The organism is Saccharopolyspora antimicrobica (assembly GCF_003635025.1).
In the GTDB taxonomy this organism is placed as follows: Bacteria; Actinomycetota; Actinomycetes; order Mycobacteriales; family Pseudonocardiaceae; genus Saccharopolyspora; species Saccharopolyspora antimicrobica.
In genome coordinates this window covers 326,473-347,395 of record NZ_RBXX01000002.1, presented here as the reverse complement: position 1 = coordinate 347,395, position 20,923 = coordinate 326,473, and the positions used below count along the sequence as shown (strand labels likewise).

Below are 20,923 nucleotides of genomic sequence, written 5' to 3'. Positions count from 1 at the left end.
AACGTGACGCGAACCAGCCACGAGAAACCGCGAAACGCGAGATCGAGCCGGACGTGACCACCGCTGTGAATCGCGGAGAGGCGGAAACGGTCGGGTTCGACGCGCTGGCCGACCAGGTGGCCGCTGTCGCGGAGGAGCACGTCGCCGCGGCCGACCGGGAGGCGGTGTTCCCGGTGGCAGCGCTCGACGAGCTCCGCCGCACGCGGCTGCTGGGGCTGCTGGTGCCCGTCGAGCACGGCGGGCTGGGCGGCAGCGTCGCCGACGTGCTGCGGATCGGCATCCGGCTCGGGCGCGTGGACATGTCGCTGGCGATGATCTTCACGATGCACTGCCAGCAGGTCGCCGCGGTCGTCCGGCACGCGGCGGAGCCGCTGCGGTCGGAGCTGCTGGGCAGGCTGGGCAGCGGCGCGGAGTACCTGGCGTCGGTGACGACCGAGGTCGGCACCGGCGGGCACCTGCTCAGCGCCGGGTCGGCGCTGCGCTCCGACGGTGCGCAGCTGGCCGTCGACCGGTTCGCGCCGATCGTCACCGGCGGTGCGCACGCCGACGGGTTCCTGATCACGATGCGCGCGGTCGAGGCCGATGCGCCGAACCAGGTGTCGCTGGTCTACGCCCGCCGCGACCAGCTCACCACCGACGCCTCCGGTGACTGGCAGCCGATGGGCATGCGAGCCAGCCACAGCATCGCGCTGCAGCTGACCGGGACCGTCCCCGCGCACCAGATCGTCGGTGCGCCAGGCGGTTTCGCGGACATCGCCGGCTCGGTGTTCGGGCCGCTCGCGCACCTCGGCTGGTCGGCGGCGTGGCTGGGCACCGCGGCCGGAGCGCTCTCGCGGGTGCTGCGGCTGCTGCGGAGCCCGGCCGGGCGCAAGCGGTTCGACGTCAAGTCCGAACTGCTGCTGACCAGGCTCTCCAAGGCCCGGCAGCGGCTGGACTCCGTGCACGCCTTGCTGTGGCGGACCGAGGAGATGGTGCGCACCACCTCGAACCTGTCGCTGCCGAGGAACCAGCTGCTGCTCAACGCGCTCAAGATCACCGCGGCCGAGCAGTGCCACGCCGCCGTCGACGACCTGGTCGACGCCGTGGGGTTGCGGCACGGCTACCTCAAGGACTCGCCGACCAGGCTGGAGCAGGCGCTGCGCGACCTGCGATCCGCCGCCCTGAACTACAGCAACGACCGGCTGCACCTCGCCGACGGCCGGCTCGCGCTGATGGACTCGGAGGTGCGCTTTGCCTGAGGCGGCGTTGTCACCGGAGCCGATGGTCGAACTGCCCGGCTTCGACGCGCTGGAGAAGGTCCTCGACGAGCTGGCCCCGGCGGCCTCGGCGCGGGAGATCTGGGCGGCGCTGGGCCAGACCGGCCTGATCGAGCAGGTGTACCGGCACGGCTCGCCCGGCGCCGGGGTGATTCCGGCGCGCCTGGCGCGCGTGCTCGCGGCGGTGGACGCGCGTTTCCCGGTGGGCACAACGCTTTCCGTGTGCGTGCAGCTCGCCACGGTGCTGCCGCTGCTCGCCGGGGACGACGGCCGGCCCGCGCAGACGCTGCGCCGGGCCCTGGGCGGAGCGGCGATCGTAGGGCTGGCCGCCACCGACGTGGGCTCGGGTTCGGATCTGACGGCCCTGGAAACCGAGGTGGCGCTCGGCGAGCGCGAGATCGTGCTCCACGGGACCAAGCGGTGGATCACCAACGCGGTGACGGCCGACGAGTTCCTGGTCCTGGCCCGCCACCGCAGCGGTCGGCACTTCACCAACTTCACCTGGGTCCTGGTGCCCGCCGGAACTCCCGGGGTGTCCGTGCGGGCGGCGGATTCCGACCTGTTCCACGGTTCCGGCGTCGGTGATGTGACCTTCGACGACGTCCGGCTGGAGCGGTCCTGCGTGGTGGGCCGGCCGGGGCGCGGCCTGGCGAGCTTCGCCCGGCACATCGCCACCGAGCGGCTGGCCGGTGCACTGTGGGCGCTGGCGCTGTGCCGCCGCACGCTGGAGCACACGCTGCGCGGCCTGTCGGTGCGCTCGCACCAGCAGGGCACGCTGTGGGACCTGGACAGCGTTCGGCAGCGCTTCGCGGCGTGCCTGGTCGACCTGCGGCAGCTGGACGCGCTGGCCCGCGAGCTCAGCGGCCGCATCGCGAGCCGGTTCGACACCTCCGCCGCCGCCCTGCTGAAGGCGGCCGTCGGCACCACTGTGGACAGAGTGCTCGCCGAGTGCGCGCAGCTGCAGGGCGCCGAGGGGTTCACCTCGACCGGAGCGCAGCGGTTGCGGGCGCAGGCCGCGATCTTCGGGATCGGCGGCGGCACCACGGAGGTCGTGCGATCGGCGGTCGCCGACGACGCCGTGGTGGTGCTGGCCGAACTGGACCCGAGCGACTGGCCATGCACGGCCGGCTGATCGAGGTGGCGGAGCGCACCTGGGTGGGCACGGGTGCGATCGAGCGGCTTCCGGACCGCGCGCACCCCGCCGACCTGGCGCGCACCGCGGGCATGCCGGCGTGGCGGGCGCGGGAGTTCCTGGCGGGCCGGAGCCTGCTGCGCTCGATGCTGCGCGAGCTGTACCCGGAGGCCGCCGAGCTGGAGGTGACGGCTTCCGGCAACGGCAAGCCGCACCTGCTCGGCGAGCAGGACCTGGGCATGAGCGTGTCGCACGACAGCGGCGTCGTCGCGGTGTGCGTGGCCCCTGGCCGCGAGGTCGGGGTCGACGTGCAGGGCCCGCCGGAGAAGCTCGAACGCGCACTGGCGCGGCGCTGCCTGCGCGCCCACACCGACCAGGTCATGCAGTTGCCGTCCGCGCGCCGGGCTCTCGAATTCGCCTGGGTGTGGACGGTGCAGGAGGCGTGCGTGAAGGCCACGGGCGAGGGCATCAGCGGCCGCCCGTGGGCGATCGACGTGCCGCCGGGCGCCTCCACCGGCAGCTGGGGCAGCTACCGGTGGGTGAGTCTGCGCGGAGCTTCGGAGGTTCCGCTGAGCTGTGCCTTCGGGCCGGCAGGAGAGGAGGGATCGTGACCGCGACGATGCGCGGCCAGGCCGAGCTGAGCTGCTACACGGCCAGTCTCGCCGCATACCTGGCCATCGAGGACCCGGAGGTGTGGTGGCGGCTGGCCGAAGCGGTGCGGCTGCGCGTGCGGCCGCACGACGGCGGGCTGATCTTCAGCCATCACGCACGCATCGACCGGGGCGAGCTGGCCTACGACAGCGCGGCGCAGTGGGCGGAGTGCGCGACGGCGCTGCGCGCTGAGCTGGAGGCGCACGGCCGCGTGCTCGCGGTCGCCAACACCGGCTTCCTGCCTTGGGCGCCGGACTCCTCCGGGCAGGCACCGCACTGGGTGCTCCTGACCGGGCAGTCGAACGGAACCTGGCACGTCGTCGACGAGTTCGAGGCCCTGCTGCCGACCGGTGAGCAGCACCCGCAAGACCTCTGGCTCACCGATGCCGAGCTGCGCCGGATCATGACTCCCGTACCCGCCCCGTCGCCGTCCATCCGCAACCGCGATGCGCACGCGCTCGGCGAACAGGTCCCGCTGCCGCCGTACGAGCACTACCGCTGGCTGATCCGAACGGCCAACACCGTTGGGACGCAGCAGGAATGGCCCGGCGACGCAGCGTCCACATTGGAGGTGGTCGCCGAGCACATCCTCCGCGACGGCGCCGAGTCCCTGGCGGCGCACATCGAGGACATGTGGGCAGCCGCCCGCCACCACCGCTTCCAGCTGACCTCCTTCGTCGCGGCGGGACTGCTCACCGCGGAGCAGGCGCAGCCGGCGCTGGACGCGTGGGGCGAGCTGCCGAGAGCGCTGCGCTTCGCGCTGGACTCGGCGCGCCGGTCCCGGCCCCGGCCGGGCCTGGTGGCCAAGACCTTCGCGCAGCTGACCGAGGTGACCCGAGAACTGACCGCGAGAGGGTGACGAGGATGACCGACAAGACCACGATGTACGACTGGTTCGCGGCATCGGTGGCCGCGAACGGCAGCGGAATCGCACTGGAGGTCGCCGGGAGAGCGCTGACCTACGCGGAGCTGGCCGACCTCGCCGAGGGCATCGCGGGCGCGATCATCGACCGCAACGGCGGCGCGGTACCGGCCAGGGTCGGGCTGCTGGCCGCGCGCAGCGTCGCGGCCTACGCGGGATACCTCGCGGTCCAGCGCCTTGGTGCGGCGGTGATCCCGCTCAACCCGTCCTTCCCCGCGGTGCGCAACACCGCCATCGCCGAGGAGGCCGGGCTCGACCTGGTGCTGGTGCAGGACGACCTGGACGCGGAGTTCCCCGTCCCGGTGTTGCGACTGGAGGAGAACGGCTTCGGCCCGCAGCGTGAGCTGCCGGAACCGGCCGCGGGCCCGGAAGACCTCGCCTACATCCTGTTCACCTCCGGTTCCACCGGGCGGCCCAAGGGCGTGCGGCTGCAGCACCGCAACGTCACCGCCTACCTGGAGCACGTCATCGCCCGCTACGAGGTCGGGCCCGGTGACCGGTTGTCGCAGACCTTCGACCTCACCTTCGACCCGTCGGTCTACGACATGTTCACCGCCTGGGGCGCCGGTGCCACGCTCGTCGTGCCCACCCGCAACGACGTCCTGTCGCCGGTCCGGTTCGTCGAGCGCAACCGCATCACGCACTGGAACTCGGTGCCGTCGGTGATCTCGCTGGCTGCGCGGCTGCGCGCGCTGAAGCCCGGCACCATGCCGACGCTGCGGTGGAGCCTGTTCTGCGGCGAACCGCTCACCCTGCAGCAGGCGCGGGCCTGGCAGGCGGCGGCGCCGAACTCGGTGCTGGAGAACATCTACGGGCCGACGGAGATGACGGTGACCTGCACCGAGTACCGGCTGCCGCAGGACCCGGCGCAGTGGCCCAGCCCGGCCAACGGCACGGTGCCCATAGGAACCGCCTACCCGCACCTGGAGCACCTGGTGCTCGACGAGGACGGCCGGCCCGCCGACACCGGCGAGCTGTGCCTGCGCGGGCCGCAGCGCTTCCCCGGCTACGTCGATCCGGCCAGCAACACCGGCCGCTTCGTCCGCTTCGACGGCGACGTGGCGGAGGTCTACGACGGGTCGGAGCCGCTGACCGACGCGCACTGGTACCGCACCGGCGACCGGGTGGCGGTGGCGCAGGGGCAGCTGGTGCACCTCGGCCGCCTGGACCACCAGCTGAAGATCCGCGGCTACCGCGTGGAGCTGGGCGAGATCGAGGCCGCGCTGCGCGACCAGCCCGGCGTCGCCGACGCCGTCGTGCTGGCGGTCCAGGGCGAGGACGGCGAGACCCAGCTCGCCGCCGCCTACACCGGCGCGGTCGTCGACGACGAGGTCCTCGTCGAAGCGTTGGCGCGCCGCCTGCCCGGCTACATGGTGCCGCGCACGGTGGTCGCGTTCGAGATCTTCCCGCTCAACCCGAACGGCAAGATCGACCGGAAGGCGCTGGGCGGCAGCCTGGCCGCGACCGCGGGGCGGCGATGACGGTGACAGCTCAGGTGGATGTGCGGATCCCGCTGGACAGCAAGGCCTTCCGGCGCGCCATGGGGCTGTTCCCGACCGGCGTCGCGCTCATCACGCGGGGCAGCGGTGCCGAGACGGAGGTGATCACCGCCAACTCCGTCGTGTCGGTGTCCCTCGACCCGATCATGGTGCTGGTCGGAGTGCGGGCGGACGGCCGCATCCGGCCGCGGATCGACGCCGCGGGCAGCTTCGCGATCAACGTGCTCAGCGCGGAGCAGCAGGAGCTCTCGGCGACCTTCGGCCGCCGGGAACGACCGCGCGGCCGCGACGCCGCCCGGCTGCTCGGCGATGAGGTCGACGGCGCGGGCAACGCCCTGGTCGACGGCGCGGTGTTCGGGCTGGAGTGCCAGGTCGACGTCGCGCACCGGGCAGGTGACCACGTGCTGTTCCTGGCGCGGGTCGTGGCGGTGCACATGGGCGAAGCGGACCGGAGCCCGCTGGTGTTCCACCGCGGCGGCTACGCGTCGGTGGCGTGAGCGCCGGGGCGCCCGCCGGTCACCGGTCGGCTTCCGGTGACCGGCGGTTGCGCGCGGCGAAGCTGCGGGCCTTGTTGCGGTTGCCGCAGACCCGCATCGAGCACCAGCGCCGGCTGCGGTTCTTCGAGTTGTCCCAGAAGACCCAGCCGCAGTCCTCGGCCGGGCACCGCTTGATCCGCTCGTTCTCGCCGGTGATCAGCAGCACGGCGAGCGCGGCGGCCAGGGCGCCGAAGGCGCGGGGAACGGTCGGCAGCTCCGGTGCCGGCTGCAGGGCGGAGCCCGCGGCGGTGGCCGAGACCAGCAGCGGCAGCTCGCGCAGCACCGAATCGGCTTCGGCGAGCACGTGGGCCTGCCGGTCCTCGGTGCCGAGCAGTTCCCGGACGCCGCTGCGGAACCGCAGGCATCGCTGGTGGTCTTCGGCGGTGACGGCGGGCGTCGAGGAGGTCAAGCCGGTCTCGGTGAGCCACCGGGCCAGGCCCGGGACGTCGGCGAGCGCGTCGGTCTGCTCCTCGATGTCGACGGTGTTGGCGAAGGCCATGATCAGCTCTGCCTGGGGCGACGGATCGGTCACCGGGCACCTCCCCGACCTTCGATAACCGCTCAACTCGATAGCAGGTTACCCATTCGCCGGATGCGTGTGCAATGATGCGCCCGCATAGTATCCAGCAAAACGCCTTTGATGGTTATTTCGAGGTGGTTCGGATGACTGATCGACTCGTCGAAGACGCGCCCCCGGACGTGGCGGCGCGGCCACGCGATCGCAGCGCGCACAACACGGTGGTCCTGGTGGTGTTCACCGCGATCACCAACCTGGCCGACGGCGTGGTCAAGATGGCGCTGCCGCTGATGGCGACCACGCTGACCTCCTCGCCCGGGCTGGTGGCGGCGGTATCGCTGACGCTGACGCTGCCGTGGCTGCTCACGGCGCTGCACGTGGGTGTGCTCGTCGACCGGTTCGATCGCCGAAAACTGCTGTGGCTGGCCAACTTCATGCGCCTGCTGACGCTGGCCGTGCTGCTGTCCGTCCACTTCTCGGACGGCATCACCATCCCGCTGCTGCTGATCGGCGGCGCGGTGCTGGGCATCGCGGAGGTGATCGCGCTGACCTCGGCGATGGCGCTGACGCCGACCGCGGTCGGGCCGCACTGGCGGGAACGCGCCAACGCCTGGATCACCGGCGCGGAAACGGTCTGCAACGAGTTCTGCGGCCCGCTCGTCGGCGGCCTGCTGGTGGCGATCGGAAGCGCGTTCGCGCTAGGCGCCACGGCGGCGAGCTACGTGCTGGGCACGGTCGTGCTGGTGCTGCTGGTCGGCCGCTTCCGCGTGCCGCGCGAGGCCAACGAGCAGCGGGAGAGCGTGAGCCGCCAGATCGGCAGCGGCCTGCGGTACGTGTGGAACCAGCAGCTGCTGCGGCTGATGGCGCTGGTGCTGACCGTGCTGTGCTCCTGCTGGGGCGCGTGGCTGGCCCTGATGCCGCTGATGGCGACCACGGAGCTGGGCCTGGACGCCCGCGAGTGGGGCATGCTGCTGAGCGCGCTGGGCATCGGGGGCCTGGTGGGCGCGCTGACGGTCACCACGGTCAACCGCCTCATCGGACGCCGGTGGGCCCTGTTCGCCGACCTCATCGGCACCCTCGCGATGGTGGTGACGCCGGTGCTGACCACGGAGCTGTGGATCCTGGCGGCGGGCGCGTTCCTCGGCGGCATGGGCGGCACGCTGTGGGTGGTCAACGCGCGCACCATCGCCCAGTACCTGGTGGAGCCGGAGATGATGGGCCGCTACAGCTCGGTGGCGCGGCTGTTCAGCTGGGGTGCGATGCCGATCGGTGCCGGCCTCGTCGGCCTGCTGGCGGAGATCTTCGGCATGCGAGCCGCGTTCATCATCTTCGCCGTGGCGGTCCTGATCACCATCCCGCCGTTCCTGCGCACGGTGACCCCGCAAGTCCTGGCGGCCGTCGACGAGGCCAAGCAGCGCCAGATCGCCGCAGCGGGCAACACCGAGCACTGACCTCGCACGATCTCGGGCCGGTCCGGGTCGCCCCGGCTTCGCCGCACGCACCTGGCCCGGCTCTCGCCCCCTGAGAGAAAGCCCGCATGCCGGTCGTGGCGAGGCACCCGCGGGTTGCTGGAGAATGCGGGCATGGTTGAGCAGAGCATCTGGATGCAGAAGGTCGCCGCCGACCCCGGGCACTCCTCCTGGTACGTCGAGCGCTTCCGCTCGATGGCCCGCGCCGGTGACGACCTCGCCGGGGAGGCCCGCCTGGTGGACGCCCTGGTGCCGCGCCGCGCCCGCATCCTCGACGCCGGCTGCGGCCCCGGCCGGATCGGCGGCTGGCTGGCCGACGCCGGTCACGACGTCGTCGGCGTCGATGTCGACCCGTTCCTGATCGAGGCCGCCGAGCACGACCACCCGGGCCCGCGCTGGCTGGTCGGCGACCTGTCCGAGCTCGACCTGCCCGCTCGCGGCATCACCGACCCGTTCGACGCGATCGTCTGCGCCGGGAACGTGATGACCTTCCTCGCGCCGACCACCCGCGGCGAGGTGCTGAAGCGGCTCCGCGCGCACCTCGCACCGGGCGGCCGGGCCGCGATCGGTTTCGGCGCCGGTCGCGGCTACGAGTTCCCGGCCTTCCTCGAGGACGCGGCGGCGGCAGGATTCGAACCCGACCTGCTCCTGTCCACTTGGGACCTGCGCCCGTTCGCCGACGACTCGGACTTCCTGGTGGCCCTCCTCCGCGGCCGGTGAACGCGCACCGATGAACGGATCTGGTATCAGAGGTCAATTTTCTGTTACCGAAGAGGCGATTTCACACACTGCGGACTCCTATCGCGAGGTTTTCCGGGAAAACCCGGGGAACGGCCGATGCCGTTGCCACCGGTGGCGTCTCCCGGGGCTCACCGGCCCTGTTGACCAGCGGTGATCGACCTCCCCACGTCGTTCCGCGACCGGAACGGGCGACCGGGGTGAATCGCTGCGCGATACAACGTCCGGGGCATCGGCGTGCGCTGGATGGTGGCGAGAGCGTTCCCGAGGCGTTCGGCGATCCCCTTGCGCGCCTTGGGAACTCCACTCTGATTGGCCGATGGCGCGGTGTTGACCAGTCGATACGATCCCTACTTGGTTCAGGTAGGACGACTTTCGCCCGCTCTGGGGTTCGATTCTTTCGGCGCGGGCGACGCGATGGTCACCGGGCGAGGGGGTTTGGGGTCGTGAGCGGGAGCGGATCCGACTTCCACGGCGGTCCCGTGTTCCGGGTTCTGGGACCGGTGGAAATCGGCGCGGGTGATTCCGTTCGGCATGTGACCGCGTACCGGCAGCGCACCGTGCTGGGCCTGTTCCTGTTGCGGGCCAACGAATTCGTCTCGGTGGAAGAGCTGATCGACGCGATCTGGGGCGAGGCCCCGCCGCCGACCGCCCGCGAGCAGGTCCAGATCTGCGTGTCCAGGTTGCGCCAGATGCTCACCGGGATCGGCGAGCCGCGGTCGATCGTGACGCGCTCGGGCGGCTACGTCTGCCAGGTCGATCCCTCGCGCGTGGACGCGGCGCTGTTCGAGGAGTACTCGCGGGCCGGTGAGCAGCACGGCGCCGCGGGCCGGACGGCCGAGGGCGCGGAGATGTTCCGGCGCGCGCTGGCCCTGTGGCGCGGCGAGGTGCTGGCCGGGGCTTCGGGCAAGGCGCGGCTGCTGGCCGATGCGTTGGTGGAGAAGAAGATCGCCGTCGTCGAGCACTGCGTCGAGCTCGAACTGGAGCTGGGCAAGCACCGGGAGCTCATCGGCGAACTGGCCGGGCTGGTGGCCGAACACCCGTGGCGGGAGCAGCTGCGCGCCTACCTCATGGTCGCGCTGCACCGCTCGGGCAGGCAGGCCGAAGCGCTGGAGGCGTACCGGCAGGCCAGGCGGGACTTCATCGACGAGCTCGGCATCGAACCCAGCGATTCGCTGCGACAGCTCGAATCCGTGATCCTCTCCGGCTCCGACGAGCCCGAGATCGACGGTGTCGTGCCGTCCGGTCCGCCACGCCGGGCCGAGGAGGTCGTGCCGCGGCAGCTGCCCGCCGCCATCGGTGACTTCACCGGCCGCGGCCTCGCCGTGTCGGCCATCGAGGAGAAGCTCGGCGGCCCCGCGGCGGAGAACACGATGCGCATCGTGTGCATCGCCGGGCGAGGCGGTATCGGCAAGACGGCGCTCGCGGTCTACGTGGCGCACCGGCTGTGCGACGACTACCCGGACGGCCAGCTCTTCGTCAACCTCCGCGGCACGACGGCACCGGTCGAGATCGCCGACGTCCTCGCCCGCTTCCTGCGCGCGACCGGCCTGCGCGACAGCGAGATCCCCACCGACCCGGAAGAGCTGCAGGACCTCTACCGCAGCCGGTTGAGCGGGCGGCGCGTGCTGGTCGTGCTCGACGACATCGCGGGGGAGGAGCAGATCACGCCGCTGCTGCCCGGCAGCCCGAGCTGCTCGGTGATCGTCACCTGCCGGCGGCCGCTGGGAATCCTGCCGGGCGCGGTGACGCTCAACCTCGACATCCTGGAGGGCAAGCAGGCGCGCAACCTGCTCGCCCGGCTGGTGGGGCACGAGCGGGCGAGCGCGGAGAGCGAGTCGCTGGAGGCACTGACGCAGCTGTGCGGTCACTGGCCGCTGGCCATCCGCATCATCGGCGCGCGCCTGGCGGGCAAACCGCACTGGACGCTGTCGGCGATGGTGGAGCGGCTGCAGGACGAGCAGGGCCGGCTCGACGAGATCGCCTACGGCAACCTGCACGTGCGCTCGACCTTGTCGATCTCCTACGACGGCCTCTCACCGCAGGCGAAACGCCTGTTCCGGATGCTGGGCCTGTGCCGGGTGCCGGACTTCGCGCTGTGGGTGCCCGCCGCGCTGCTGGACACCGACCTGCGCACGGCGGGCGACGTCCTGGAAGAGCTGATCGAGGCGAAGCTGGTCGACGTGGTGGCGGCGCAGGGCACCCGCTTCGGCTGGCACGACCTGATCCGGATCTTCGCGGTGGAGCGGTTGCGCGAGGAGGACCTGGCGGCGCGCGCGGCGGCCGAGCGGCGCCTGCTGGGCGCCTACCTGGGCTTGGTGCGCGAGGCGCACCGACGGTTGTACGGCGGCGACTACACCGTGCTGCACGGCGACGGCTACCGCTGGGAACTCCCCGAGAACCAGGTGGACCGGCTGCTGGCCGAGCCGATGAGCTGGTTGGAGGCCGAAGAAGCGGGGCTGGTCGCCGCGGTGCACCGAGCGGCGGAGACGGGAGCCGACGAGCAGTGCTGGGACCTGGCGTTGACGTCGGTGACGTTGTTCGAAGCGCGCGGCCAGGTGCACCGCTGGCAGGAAACGCACGAGCGCGCCCTGGAATGCGTCCGCCGCGCAGGCAACCGCCGCGGTGAGGCGGCCATCCTGTGCTCGCTGGGATCGCTGCGCCAGACGATGCGCGGCGATTCCGGGGTCGAACTCCTCGAAGACGCGTTGCGCCTGTTCGCCGAGCTCGGCGAACAGCACGGGCAGGCGCTGGCGCTGCGCAACCTGGCCTTCGCCGACCGCATGGCCGGGCAGTTCGACAGCGCGGCGGTGCGCTACACCGCCGCCGTGGAGAGCTTCCGCGAAGTCGGCGACCTCGTCGCGGAGGCGCACACGCTGATCAGCCTGGCGCAGGTGCATTCGGGCCTGCGGCGCTTCGACGAGGCGACCCGGGCGCTCAGCGAGTCGATGACGTTGTGCCACCGCACCGGCAACCGCCGCGTCGAGGCCCAGGCGTGGCAGCGCTACGGCGAGCTCTACCTGCAGCAGGAGCTGTTCGGCAAGGCCGAGGAGGCCTTCCGCAAGGTGCTGGAGCTGGTGCTGCCGATGGGCGACCGGGTGGGCGAGGTCTTCGCCCTGAGCGGGCTCGGCGCGACGTGGACCGAACAGCGCAAGTACCCGGAGTCGGAGAAGGCCCTCACCCGCGCGCTGGAGCTGTGCCAGCTGGTCAGCGCGCACCTGGGCGAAGGCCGGGTGCTGCTCGAACTGGGCTGGCTGCACCTGGCGAGGCAGGAGCTCAACAGCGCCGACGAGTACCTCCTGCGGGCGTCGGACTCGTTCGAGGAACTCCGGGCCAAGTTCTGGCAGGCCCGAACCCTCGACGCCCTGGCCCAGGTCCGCCTCCACAGCGACCAGCGAGCAGCGGCGGGCACGCTGTGGCGCAAGGCGCTCGACCTGATCAAGTCGACGACCTCGCACGAAGCGGAGAAGCTCGCCGAGAGGATCGAACGCCAACTGCGAGTCCTGGAAAGCCCGCTGCCCGAGTGACGGCCAGCACGACAGAGGCGACAGCGATCTTCTTCCCGATGGCACCAAGGTGAGGAAGGCGTGCGAATCTATCTTCCCGGCTCGGGGAGGAATTGCTTCCCGGCCGGAGTGCGCACCTGGTAACCGGCGGCCAGAGCTCCGACGAAGACGAGCAGGTAGGCGTTGCCGTAGACGATCTCCACGCCCTGCCACGGTGGTACCGCGCTGATGCCGAGCACCGGGAAGTGGATGTCGAGCCCGAACAGGATGTGCACCGGCCAGGCGAAGGTGAGCGCGAGCAGACCGGCGATGGCGGTGGGGGATGCGAACCTGACGGCGAGCACGGCCAGCGGAGCGATCCACACCCAGTGGTGGCTCCAGGAGAACGGCGAGACGGCGGTCGCGGTCAGACCGCAGAGAGCCAGCCCGAACAGCTCGTGACCACGAGCGCGCGCGACGGCGGCCAGACCGATCCCCAGCGCCACCACGGCGATCGCGCAGATCAGCCACATCAGTCGTTGGGCGTCCCCGACGCCGACGAGCCGGGCGATCAGGCCGTTGATCGACAGGTTCCCGGATCCGTCGGTGTCCGAGAACCTGGTGTTGTCCAGGAACGTTCCTCCCCAGTAGCGCGCAGAGTCCTCCGGGGCGATGAGGAACCCGGCGCCGGTGGTGGCAGCCGCCGTGATCGCTGCCGCAGCCGCGGCCCGGAACCGTCGCGTGCACAGCAGGTAGACGATGAACAGCCCCGGGGTGAGCTTGATGGCGGTTGCGATGCCGAGCCCCACTCCGCTCCACCTGCCGCGAGCGGTGAGGTCGAAGAGCACGACAGCCAGCAGCAGCAGGTTGATCTGCCCGAGCCACATGGTCCACGTGATCGGTTCCAGCACGAACAGCAAAGCGGTGATCGCCACCGCAGCCCGGCGCAGCTCCCGATCCGGGAGGTGCCCGATGCAGCGCAGGCACCGCCACACCACGGCGGCCAGGAGCGCGATGTGCGACGGGATGACAAGTGCTTGGCACAGCCACGCCGGGATCAGGGCCAACGGCGTGAACAACACGGCCGCGAACGGCGTGTAGGTGAAGGGGAAGTTGCCAACGGCCACGCGCAGATCGGCTTCGTACAGCGGTTCCCCGTGCAGCAGAGCGGCGCCACCGGCCCGGTAGACGGTGATGTCGAGGAAGTCGCCGACGACCATCTGCCCGGACAACGCCCAGTGCAGCAACGACGGAACGGCGAACACCGCTGCCGAGAGCGCGACGATGGCCACCGAGTGCCGGGATAACCAGCGAAGCCGCGGCGAAAGTCGTTTCTCCTCAGCCGAAACCGTAACCTGCACGCCCGTCCTTCAGTTCTGAAACGACGTCCAACTGGCCACGAGGACGGCGCGCCAAGTGCTGATCTGCGGTGCTCCGCCGCCCGGCAGCGCTGTCCAGTGATCCGCGCTGCCCGGCGCTTCAAGCTACATCAACACGCCCGAGTTCCATCCGCGTTTCAGGAAAGTTGTGGAGGGCGACGATTTCGCGCGAAATCGCGGTCCCCTCGCACCGCGCTGAGGGTCGAGAGGGGTGTGGTCATTCGACGTCGACTGCGGTGCTGACCGTGGCGTGCGAAGACGACGGCGTCGATGTCGTGAGAGAACGCGCCTGGGGGCTCAGTTGTCGTCGCAGGTGCGGCGGCGTTCCAGGAAGACAGTGTCGCGCCAGACTCCGTGGTGCTGGGCGATGCGCTCGCGGATGCCGACGGTGCGGAACCCCGCGGAGTAGTGCAGGGCCAGGCTGGCGCGGTTCTCCGGGAAGATCGAGGTCTGCAGCGTCCACAACCCGTCCAGGTCGGCGGCGGTGACCTGCTTGTGCAGCAGGGCTTTTCCGACGCCGCGACCGCGGAATGCTTCGCCGACGTAGAGCGAGTTCTCGCCGACCCCGGCGTAGCAGTCCCGGTTGGACACCGGCGTGATGGCGGCCCACCCGGCGACCTCGCCGTCGATCTCGGCGACCCACCGGTGCGCCGGAATCCACTTGTTCTCCAACGCTTTGCGCGGCGGCACGTCGGTTTCGAAGGTGGCGTCGCCGGTGGCGATGCCCTCGGCGTAGATGCGCCGCACCGCCGGCCAGTCGGCGGCGTCCAGGGCGCGGACCGTGACGTCCTCGGGGAGGTTGTCCGGGCAGCAGGGGCGGGCGAGCATGCCCATGACGGCTTCGGCGGCGTGCGGCAGGCCGGTGCAGCACGCGGTGTTGATCGAGACGCGGGTGGTGGTGCCCTGCTTGGACAGCACCACGAAGCCGACGTCGGCGAGCTTGCGCACGTGGTGGGAGCAGGTCGACTGGCTGATGCCCAGCAGCTCGGCCAGCGCTCCCACGGTGGTCGAGCCCGCGGCGGCCACGGCGTGCAGCAGCCGCACGCGCATGGGTTCGGCGAGGCTGGCGAACCAGCTCGCGTAGGTCGCCGCGGCCTCGGTCGGCAGCAACTGCGTCTCGGGCGTCGTCATGGACCCAAGTATCGACACAGACCGATGGTTGCGTCAATCGATTCCCATCGATACATTCGGTCCATCTTCATCGAACGACGTCGATAAAAGGAGTGACTCGTGGACGAGCTGCCGGTGGTGGTGGTCGGTGCCGGGCCCATCGGGTTGGCCGCAGCGGCGCACCTCGCTGAACGCGGATTCGAACCGCTCGTGCTGGAAGCGGCGAGCGAAGTCGGGGCCTCGGTCCGCGAGTGGGGCCACGTGCGGCTGTTCTCGCGGTGGGCGGAGCTGATCGATCCGGCCGCCGCCCGGCTCCTGGAAGCCCGGGGATGGCAGCGCCCGGATGCGGCGGTGTACCCGACGGGCGCGGACTGGGCCTCGGAGTACCTGGAGCCGCTCGCAACAGCCCTCGGCGACCGGGTGCGGCTGGGCGCGCGGGTTGCCGGAGTGGCGCGACAGGGCCGGGACCGCGTGGTCGACGCCGGGCGGGACACCGAGCCGCTGACCGTGCACGTGACCACCGCTGGCGGCGAGGAGCGGATCACGGCGCGGGCGGTCATCGACGCCTCCGGCACCTGGGGGTCGCCGAACCCGCTGGGCGGCGACGGTCTGCCCGCGCTCGGCGAACGCGCGGCGCGCGAGCGGATCACCTATCAGGTCCCGGACTTCACCGATGAGCAGGTGCGAGCGCGCTTCGCGGGCAAGCGCGTGGTGATCGCCGGTAGCGGGCACTCGGCGCTGACCGCTCTGGTCGGGCTGGCGCACGTCGCCGAAGAAACGCCGGGCACGGAGATCGTGTGGGTCCTGCGCCGCGGCACGCCGGGCAACATCTTCGGCGGCGGCGAGGCCGACCAGCTTCCGGCGCGCGGCGCGCTCGGACTGCGCGCCCGGCAGGCGGCCGAGGCGGGATGCGTCCGGACGGTGACCGGGTTCCGCACCGCCTCCGTCGAGCCGGACGGGGACGGCCGCCTGGTGCTGACCTCCTTCGACGGGCACAGGACCGATCCGGTCGACGAAGTCGTGGTGCTGACCGGGTTCCGGCCGGATCTGTCGTGGCTGTCGGAGATCCGCCTCGAACTGGACCCGGTGCTGCAGGCGCCGGTGGCGCTCGCGCCGCTGATCGACCCGAACGTGCACTCCTGCGGCACCGTCTACCCGCACGGCGCGAAGGAGCTCTCGCACCCGGAACCCGGGGTGTTCCTGGTCGGGATGAAGAGCTACGGCCGCGCGCCGACCTTCCTGGCGATGACCGGCTACGAGCAGGTCCGCAGCGTCGTCGCCGCGATCGCCGGCGACACCGAGGCCGCCGAACGCGTCGAGCTCGCCCTCCCCGAAACCGGGGTGTGCGGCGGCGCCGGTCTGTTCGACGAGCCTGAAGCTGAGAAGGGCGGCTGCTGCGCCGCGCCGGAGGTCATCGGCTTGACCGCGCCGCCGTCCCGCGCGGGTTAACCGGCGGCTTCGTCGCGCTGGAGCTCTTCGGCGATCGCAGCCGCGGTCGTCTTCGCGATCCGGCTCGCGCCGACCAGCGTGGCCGCGGCCCAGCCGGTCCAGTCCCCGTAGCCGAGCAGGTGCAGTCGCGGCTCTTGCAGGCAACGGGTTCCCTCGGTCGGCACCACGCCGTTGTCCACCTCCAGCCCCAGTGGTGCGAGGTGACCGAGGTCCGGGCGGAAGCCGGTGCACCAGATGATCGCGTCGCAGTCGAGTTCGCGGACGCCGTCCCAGCCGACACCGCCTTCGGTGAGCCGGCCGAACATCGGCTCCGCGCGCAGGACACCGCGGTCGCGGGCGTCGCGGACGGCGGGCAGCATCACGATGTCGCCGAGGCTCCTGGTGCCGCCGTTGTCGGGGAGCCCGGCGCGGCGGGCGGCCTCGCGCTGGGTGGCCACGTCGAACAGCACCCGCCCGTCGACGTCGTCCGGCATGAACCGCGGCGCCCGGCGAGTGACCCACGTCGTCGCCGCGACCGTGGAGACCTCCGCGAGGATCTGAGCGGCGGAGTTGCCACCGCCGACCACCACCACGCGCTGACCGGCGAACTCCTGCGGAGACCGGTAGTCGGTGGTGTGCAGCTGCCGGCCCGCGAACAGTTCCTGACCGGGATAGGACGGCAGGTGCGGAGTGCCCCAGGTGCCGGTCGCGCTGATCACGATCCGCGCCCGCCACGCGCCCTGGTCGGTCTGCACCGCCAACCACGCGCCCGCATCGTGCACGCCCCGCACCCGCACGGGCCGCCGCACCGGGAGGTCGTAGCGCTGTTCGTAAGCGGCTAGGTAGCCGGCGACGTGCTCGGCCGTCGGGAACTCCTCGCCGGGTTGCCGGGGCATCCACCAGCCCGGCAGCGGGCTGTACTCGGCGGGGGAGAACAGGCGCAGCGAGTCCCAGCAGTGCCGCCAGGCGCCGCCGGGCCCGGGCTGGTCGTCGAGGACGACGAAGTCCACGCCCGCCCGCCGCAGGAAGTACCCCACCGCCAGACCGGCCTGACCACCACCGATCACCACCACGTCCCGAACCTCGGTCACCCGCGCCTCCCGACTCCACGACCTCCCCGAGTTACCGGTCACACCACCGCGGGGAAGCCGCCACCGAGCTTGCGTCCTGTATCGATGGCTGTCAAATTAGATCCATGTCGAAACACGAGTTGCCGATCGTCGACGCCTGCTCGACGCAGGTGATGCGCGAGCCCTTGACCGCCGAGCAGGCGGCGGAGCTGGCCAAGGCGTTCAAGGCGATCGGTGACCCGGTCCGGCTGCGCCTGCTGTCGCTGATCGCCTCCCACGCCGGCGGCGAAGCGTGCGTGTGCGACCTCACCGGCGCTTTCGAGCTGTCCGGGCCGACGATCTCCCACCACCTCAAGGTGCTGCGCGAAGCCGGGCTCATCACCGGCGACCGCCGCGGGACCTGGATCTACTACCAGGCCCGTCCCGAAGCGCTCAAGCTGCTGGCCGAGTCGCTGCTGCCCGCGCAGGCGGTGACGGCGTGAACCAGACCGTGGAGAGGGCAGTGGTGGTGAAGCTGTCCACACTGGACCGGTTGCTGCCGGTGTGGATCGGCGCCGCGATGGTGCTCGGCCTGCTCGCCGGACGCTGGATCCCAGGTCTGGGATCCGCGCTGGATTCCGTGCAGCTCGACGGGGTTTCGCTCCCGATCGCCCTGGGGCTGCTGGTGATGATGTACCCGGTGCTGGCCAAGGTCCGCTACGACCGGCTCGACACCGTCACCGGCGACAAGCGCCTGATGATCTCCTCGCTCGTGCTCAACTGGATCCTCGGCCCCGCGCTGATGTTCTCGCTGGCCTGGATCTTCCTGCCTGACCTGCCCGAGTACCGCACCGGGCTGATCATCGTCGGCCTCGCCCGCTGCATCGCCATGGTCATCATCTGGAACGACCTCGCCTGCGGCGACCGCGAAGCCGCCGCCGTGCTCGTCGCGCTGAACTCGCTGTTCCAGGTCATCGCCTTCGCCGGGCTCGGCTGGTTCTACCTCTCCGCGCTGCCCGGCTGGCTCGGCCTGCCCCAGGTCGGCCTGGAGGTCTCCGCGTGGGAGATCGCGAAGAACGTGCTGATCTTCCTCGGCATCCCGCTGGTCGCCGGCTTCCTCACCCGCAAGCTCGGCGAGCGCACCAAGGGCCGCCAGTGGTACGAGGAGCGGTTCCTGCCCAAGATCGGTCCCGTCGCCCTCTACGGCCTGCTGTTCACCATCGTCGTCCTCTTCGCGCTGCAAGGTGACGCGATCACGTCCAACCCGCTCGACGTCGCCCGCATCGCACTGCCGCTGCTGGTCTACTTCGCCGTCATGTGGGCGGGTTCGTTCGCGCTGGGCAAAGTCATCGGCCTGAACTACGAACGCTCCGCGACGCTGTCGTTCACCGCCGCGGGCAACAACTTCGAACTCGCCATCGCGGTGGCCATCGCCACCTTCGGCGTCACCAGCGGCCAAGCCCTCGCCGGTGTCGTCGGCCCGCTCATCGAGGTCCCGGTGCTCGTCGGCCTGGTCTACGTCTCGCTCGCCGCCCGCCGCTGGTTCGCAACCTCGTGACACCCAAGGAGCCGCTGTGCCCACCATCCCCGAAGCCCTGTTCGTCTGCGTGCACAACGCGGGCCGCTCGCAGATGGCCGCAGCCCTGCTGCACCACCACGCCCAGGGCCGGGTCACCGTCCGCTCAGCCGGATCCGCACCGGCCGGCGCCATCAACCCCGCGGTGATCGAGGTGATGAGCGAACTCGGCATCGACCTCTCCCGGGAGTTCCCGAAGAAGCTCACCACCGACGCGGTCGAAGAGGCCGACGTGGTGATCACCATGGGCTGCGGCGACGCCTGCCCGGTCTTCCTGGGAAAGCGCTACCTCGACTGGGAACTCACCGACCCGGCGGGCAAACCCATCGACGAAGTCCGCCCGATCCGCGACGACATCGACCGACGGGTCCGCGCCCTGCTCGCCGAACTCCTCCCGGAACGCCCCGGCCGCCAACGATGACCGGGGCGCGCGAGCATCACCCGTGGACGCCACCGGACACGTAGAGCACCTGCCCGGTGATGAACCCGGCGTCGGGGTGGGCGAAGAACGCGGCGGCGTGGGCGATGTCCTCGGGCTGGCCGACTCGCCCGACCGGGATCGAGGAGGCAGCGATCCGCTGGTGCTCCTCGAAGTCGCGGCCCAGCCGCTTGGCGGTGGCCGCGGTCATGTCGCTGACGATGAAGCCCGGCGCGATCGCGTTGGCGGTGATGCCGTCGGGAGCCAGCTCCAGCGCGAGGGCCTTGGTGTAGCCGAGCAGCCCGGCCTTGGCCGCGGAGTAGTTCACCCGCCCCGGCGTTCCCAGCGCTGAGATGCTGGAGATGTTGATGATGCGGCCCCAACCGGCCGTCCGCATGTAGGAGTGCGCGGCCTGGGTGGTGTGGAAGGCGGCGTCGAGGTGAACGGCGATGACGTCGTTCCACTGCTTGCGGGTCATCTCCGGCAGCACCGAGTCGCGCGCGAACCCGGCGTTGTTGACCAGCACGCCCACGCCGCCCAGCTCCTCGGCAGCGGTGTGGACGGCGGAGGTGGCCGCGTCCGGATCGGCGATGTCGGCACCGATGGCGATGGCCCGGCCGCCGGAGGCGTTGATCTCCTCGGCGGTACTGCTGGCGCGCTCCCGATCGATGTCGACGAGGGCCACGGCGAGCCCGTCAGCGGCGAACCGGCGCGCGATCCCGGCCCCGATGCCGTGCGCCCCACCAGTGACAACCGCGGTACGAGTGATTTCCATGAGAAGGATCATGCAACCGCGCCGACGCTCGCAGGAAGAGCCCAGCAGCCGCGGACTGATCTCCACGGCATTCCCGCAGAGGTCACCACGCTCAGCCGACCTGGGTGGGTCGCCCGGTTGGTTCACGCCAGCCGACCCGGCGCGATGTCGCGCACACTGGGAGGTGTGCTGCGCGTCGTGCTCGTCGTGGTGCTGGTGATAGCCGTGGTCCTGGGCTCGGTCTGGGCGTTCCAACGCAGGTTGATCTACTACCCGTTCGGTCAGCCGCCGCCGGTTGCCGCGGTGCTCAGGGGCGCTGAGGAGGTCGTGCTGCGCACGAGCGACGGGCTGCAGCTGGGTGCCTGGTATGTGCCTGCCCGCGGCCAGCAGCGCGGTACGGGTGTGCTGGTCGCCAACGGCAACGCGGGCAACCGGTCGCTGCGGGCTCCGCTGGCCGACGCGCTCGCGGACCGCGGACTGGCGGTGCTGCTGTTCGACTACCGCGGTTACGGTGGCAACCCGGGCGACCCGAGCGAGGCGGGATTGGCGAAGGACGTCCGCGCGGCGCGGCGCTACCTCGTCGAGGATGCCGGCCTGCGACCGGATCGGTTGGTCTACTACGGCGAAAGCCTCGGTGGGGCCGTTGTCACCGAGCTGGCGTCCGAGCACGAACCGGCCGGGCTGGTGCTGCGGTCACCGTTCACCGACCTCGCTTCCGTCGGCCAGCGCCACTACCCGTACCTGCCCGTGAGGTCGTTGCTCCGGGACCGGTACCCGCTCGCGATGCACCTGCGCGACGTCCGGTGCCCGGTCGCCGTCGTCTACGGCACTGCCGACTCGATCGTGCCCCCGGAGGAGAGCCGGGCCGTGGCCCGGATACGGCCCGGCACGATCGAACTGGTCGTTGCGAACGCGGGCCACAACGATCTCGCCCTGCTGGACGGGCCCGAGATCATCGAGTCGGTGGTGCGGCTCGCGAACTGACCGGTCCACCGCCGCTCACG

At 71.3% G+C, this 20,923-nt stretch carries 19 protein-coding genes; 14 read left to right on the top strand and 5 right to left on the bottom strand.

Annotated features, from left to right (window positions below):
- Positions 1-53: 53 nt before the first annotated feature.
- Genes ATL45_RS02170 through ATL45_RS02145 form a run of 6 tightly spaced genes read left to right on the top strand, consistent with a single transcriptional unit; the run spans position 54 to position 5,957 of the window.
- The gene (locus ATL45_RS02170) at positions 54-1,238 is read left to right on the top strand and encodes an acyl-CoA dehydrogenase family protein (protein WP_246025124.1); all 1,185 of its coding nucleotides are present in this window, start codon (positions 54-56) and stop codon (positions 1,236-1,238) included.
- Positions 1,231-2,388: an acyl-CoA dehydrogenase family protein gene (locus tag ATL45_RS02165; RefSeq protein ID WP_246025123.1), complete on the top strand. Its 1,158-nt coding sequence runs from the start codon at positions 1,231-1,233 to the stop codon at positions 2,386-2,388. Before ATL45_RS02170 ends, ATL45_RS02165 begins: the two co-directional genes overlap by 8 nt.
- Entirely contained in the window at positions 2,373-2,999 is a 627-nt protein-coding gene (locus tag ATL45_RS02160) for a 4'-phosphopantetheinyl transferase family protein (protein WP_211841165.1), read from the top strand. The genes ATL45_RS02165 and ATL45_RS02160 overlap by 16 nt, the downstream gene beginning before the upstream one ends.
- Positions 2,996-3,898 carry a hypothetical protein gene (locus tag ATL45_RS02155; protein ID WP_093156191.1) on the top strand — a complete coding sequence of 301 codons (903 nt, stop codon included), beginning with the start codon at positions 2,996-2,998 and terminating at the stop codon, positions 3,896-3,898. Before ATL45_RS02160 ends, ATL45_RS02155 begins: the two co-directional genes overlap by 4 nt.
- 5 nt (positions 3,899-3,903) lie before the next feature.
- Positions 3,904-5,442, top strand: coding sequence for an amino acid adenylation domain-containing protein (locus ATL45_RS02150; RefSeq protein WP_093156189.1), 1,539 nt, complete (start codon positions 3,904-3,906; stop codon positions 5,440-5,442).
- A complete protein-coding gene (locus ATL45_RS02145) occupies positions 5,439-5,957 on the top strand; it encodes a flavin reductase family protein (protein ID WP_093156188.1) in 519 nt (172 codons plus the stop codon). Before ATL45_RS02150 ends, ATL45_RS02145 begins: the two co-directional genes overlap by 4 nt.
- 19 nt (positions 5,958-5,976) lie before the next feature.
- Here the strand turns inward: ATL45_RS02145 and ATL45_RS02140 are convergent, their stop codons facing one another.
- Positions 5,977-6,528 (bottom strand): CGNR zinc finger domain-containing protein, encoded by a 552-nt coding sequence (locus ATL45_RS02140; protein ID WP_246025122.1) that lies wholly within the window; start codon positions 6,526-6,528, stop codon positions 5,977-5,979.
- 131 nt (positions 6,529-6,659) lie between these two features.
- On the opposite strand from ATL45_RS02140, the gene ATL45_RS02135 reads away from it, so the two are divergent.
- The 3 genes from ATL45_RS02135 to ATL45_RS02125 all read left to right on the top strand — a co-directional run bounded on the left by ATL45_RS02135 (position 6,660) and on the right by ATL45_RS02125 (position 12,247).
- Positions 6,660-7,964: an MFS transporter gene (locus ATL45_RS02135; RefSeq protein ID WP_093156186.1), complete on the top strand. Its 1,305-nt coding sequence runs from the start codon at positions 6,660-6,662 to the stop codon at positions 7,962-7,964.
- Positions 7,965-8,096: 132 nt separating this feature from the next.
- Positions 8,097-8,702 carry a class I SAM-dependent methyltransferase gene (locus tag ATL45_RS02130; RefSeq protein ID WP_093156185.1) on the top strand — a complete coding sequence of 202 codons (606 nt, stop codon included), beginning with the start codon at positions 8,097-8,099 and terminating at the stop codon, positions 8,700-8,702.
- Between the two features lie 554 nt (positions 8,703-9,256).
- Positions 9,257-12,247: an AfsR/SARP family transcriptional regulator gene (locus ATL45_RS02125; RefSeq protein WP_143121708.1), complete on the top strand. Its 2,991-nt coding sequence runs from the start codon at positions 9,257-9,259 to the stop codon at positions 12,245-12,247.
- 68 nt (positions 12,248-12,315) lie between these two features.
- On the opposite strand, the gene ATL45_RS02120 is transcribed toward ATL45_RS02125, so the two are convergent.
- Positions 12,316-13,497 (bottom strand): glycosyltransferase 87 family protein, encoded by a 1,182-nt coding sequence (locus tag ATL45_RS02120; protein ID WP_093156182.1) that lies wholly within the window; start codon positions 13,495-13,497, stop codon positions 12,316-12,318.
- 384 nt (positions 13,498-13,881) lie between these two features.
- Positions 13,882-14,715: a helix-turn-helix domain-containing GNAT family N-acetyltransferase gene (locus ATL45_RS02115; protein WP_093156180.1), complete on the bottom strand. Its 834-nt coding sequence runs from the start codon at positions 14,713-14,715 to the stop codon at positions 13,882-13,884.
- 99 nt (positions 14,716-14,814) lie between these two features.
- Here ATL45_RS02115 and ATL45_RS02110 point away from each other — a divergent pair, with 99 nt between their 5' ends.
- Entirely contained in the window at positions 14,815-16,143 is a 1,329-nt protein-coding gene (locus tag ATL45_RS02110; protein ID WP_093156179.1) for an FAD-dependent oxidoreductase, read from the top strand.
- On the opposite strand, the gene ATL45_RS02105 is transcribed toward ATL45_RS02110, so the two are convergent.
- Entirely contained in the window at positions 16,140-17,213 is a 1,074-nt protein-coding gene (locus ATL45_RS02105; RefSeq protein WP_093156177.1) for an ArsO family NAD(P)H-dependent flavin-containing monooxygenase, read from the bottom strand. The genes ATL45_RS02110 and ATL45_RS02105 overlap by 4 nt on opposite strands.
- A 104-nt stretch (positions 17,214-17,317) precedes the next feature.
- On the opposite strand from ATL45_RS02105, the gene ATL45_RS02100 reads away from it, so the two are divergent.
- From ATL45_RS02100 to ATL45_RS02090, 3 genes are all read left to right on the top strand, one after another.
- Entirely contained in the window at positions 17,318-17,674 is a 357-nt protein-coding gene (locus ATL45_RS02100) for an ArsR/SmtB family transcription factor (RefSeq protein ID WP_093156176.1), read from the top strand.
- A complete protein-coding gene (arsB, locus tag ATL45_RS02095; RefSeq protein ID WP_093156174.1) occupies positions 17,671-18,729 on the top strand; it encodes an ACR3 family arsenite efflux transporter in 1,059 nt (352 codons plus the stop codon). Before ATL45_RS02100 ends, arsB begins: the two co-directional genes overlap by 4 nt.
- 73 nt (positions 18,730-18,802) lie before the next feature.
- A complete protein-coding gene (locus ATL45_RS02090) occupies positions 18,803-19,168 on the top strand; it encodes an arsenate reductase ArsC (RefSeq protein ID WP_439332481.1) in 366 nt (121 codons plus the stop codon).
- Between the two features lie 16 nt (positions 19,169-19,184).
- On the opposite strand, the gene fabG is transcribed toward ATL45_RS02090, so the two are convergent.
- A complete protein-coding gene (fabG, locus tag ATL45_RS02085; RefSeq protein ID WP_093156171.1) occupies positions 19,185-19,940 on the bottom strand; it encodes a 3-oxoacyl-ACP reductase FabG in 756 nt (251 codons plus the stop codon).
- Positions 19,941-20,105: 165 nt separating this feature from the next.
- Here fabG and ATL45_RS02080 point away from each other — a divergent pair, with 165 nt between their 5' ends.
- Positions 20,106-20,903, top strand: a complete 798-nt coding sequence (locus ATL45_RS02080; protein ID WP_093156170.1) for an alpha/beta hydrolase — start codon at positions 20,106-20,108, stop codon at positions 20,901-20,903.
- The last annotated feature ends 20 nt before the right edge of the window (positions 20,904-20,923 follow it).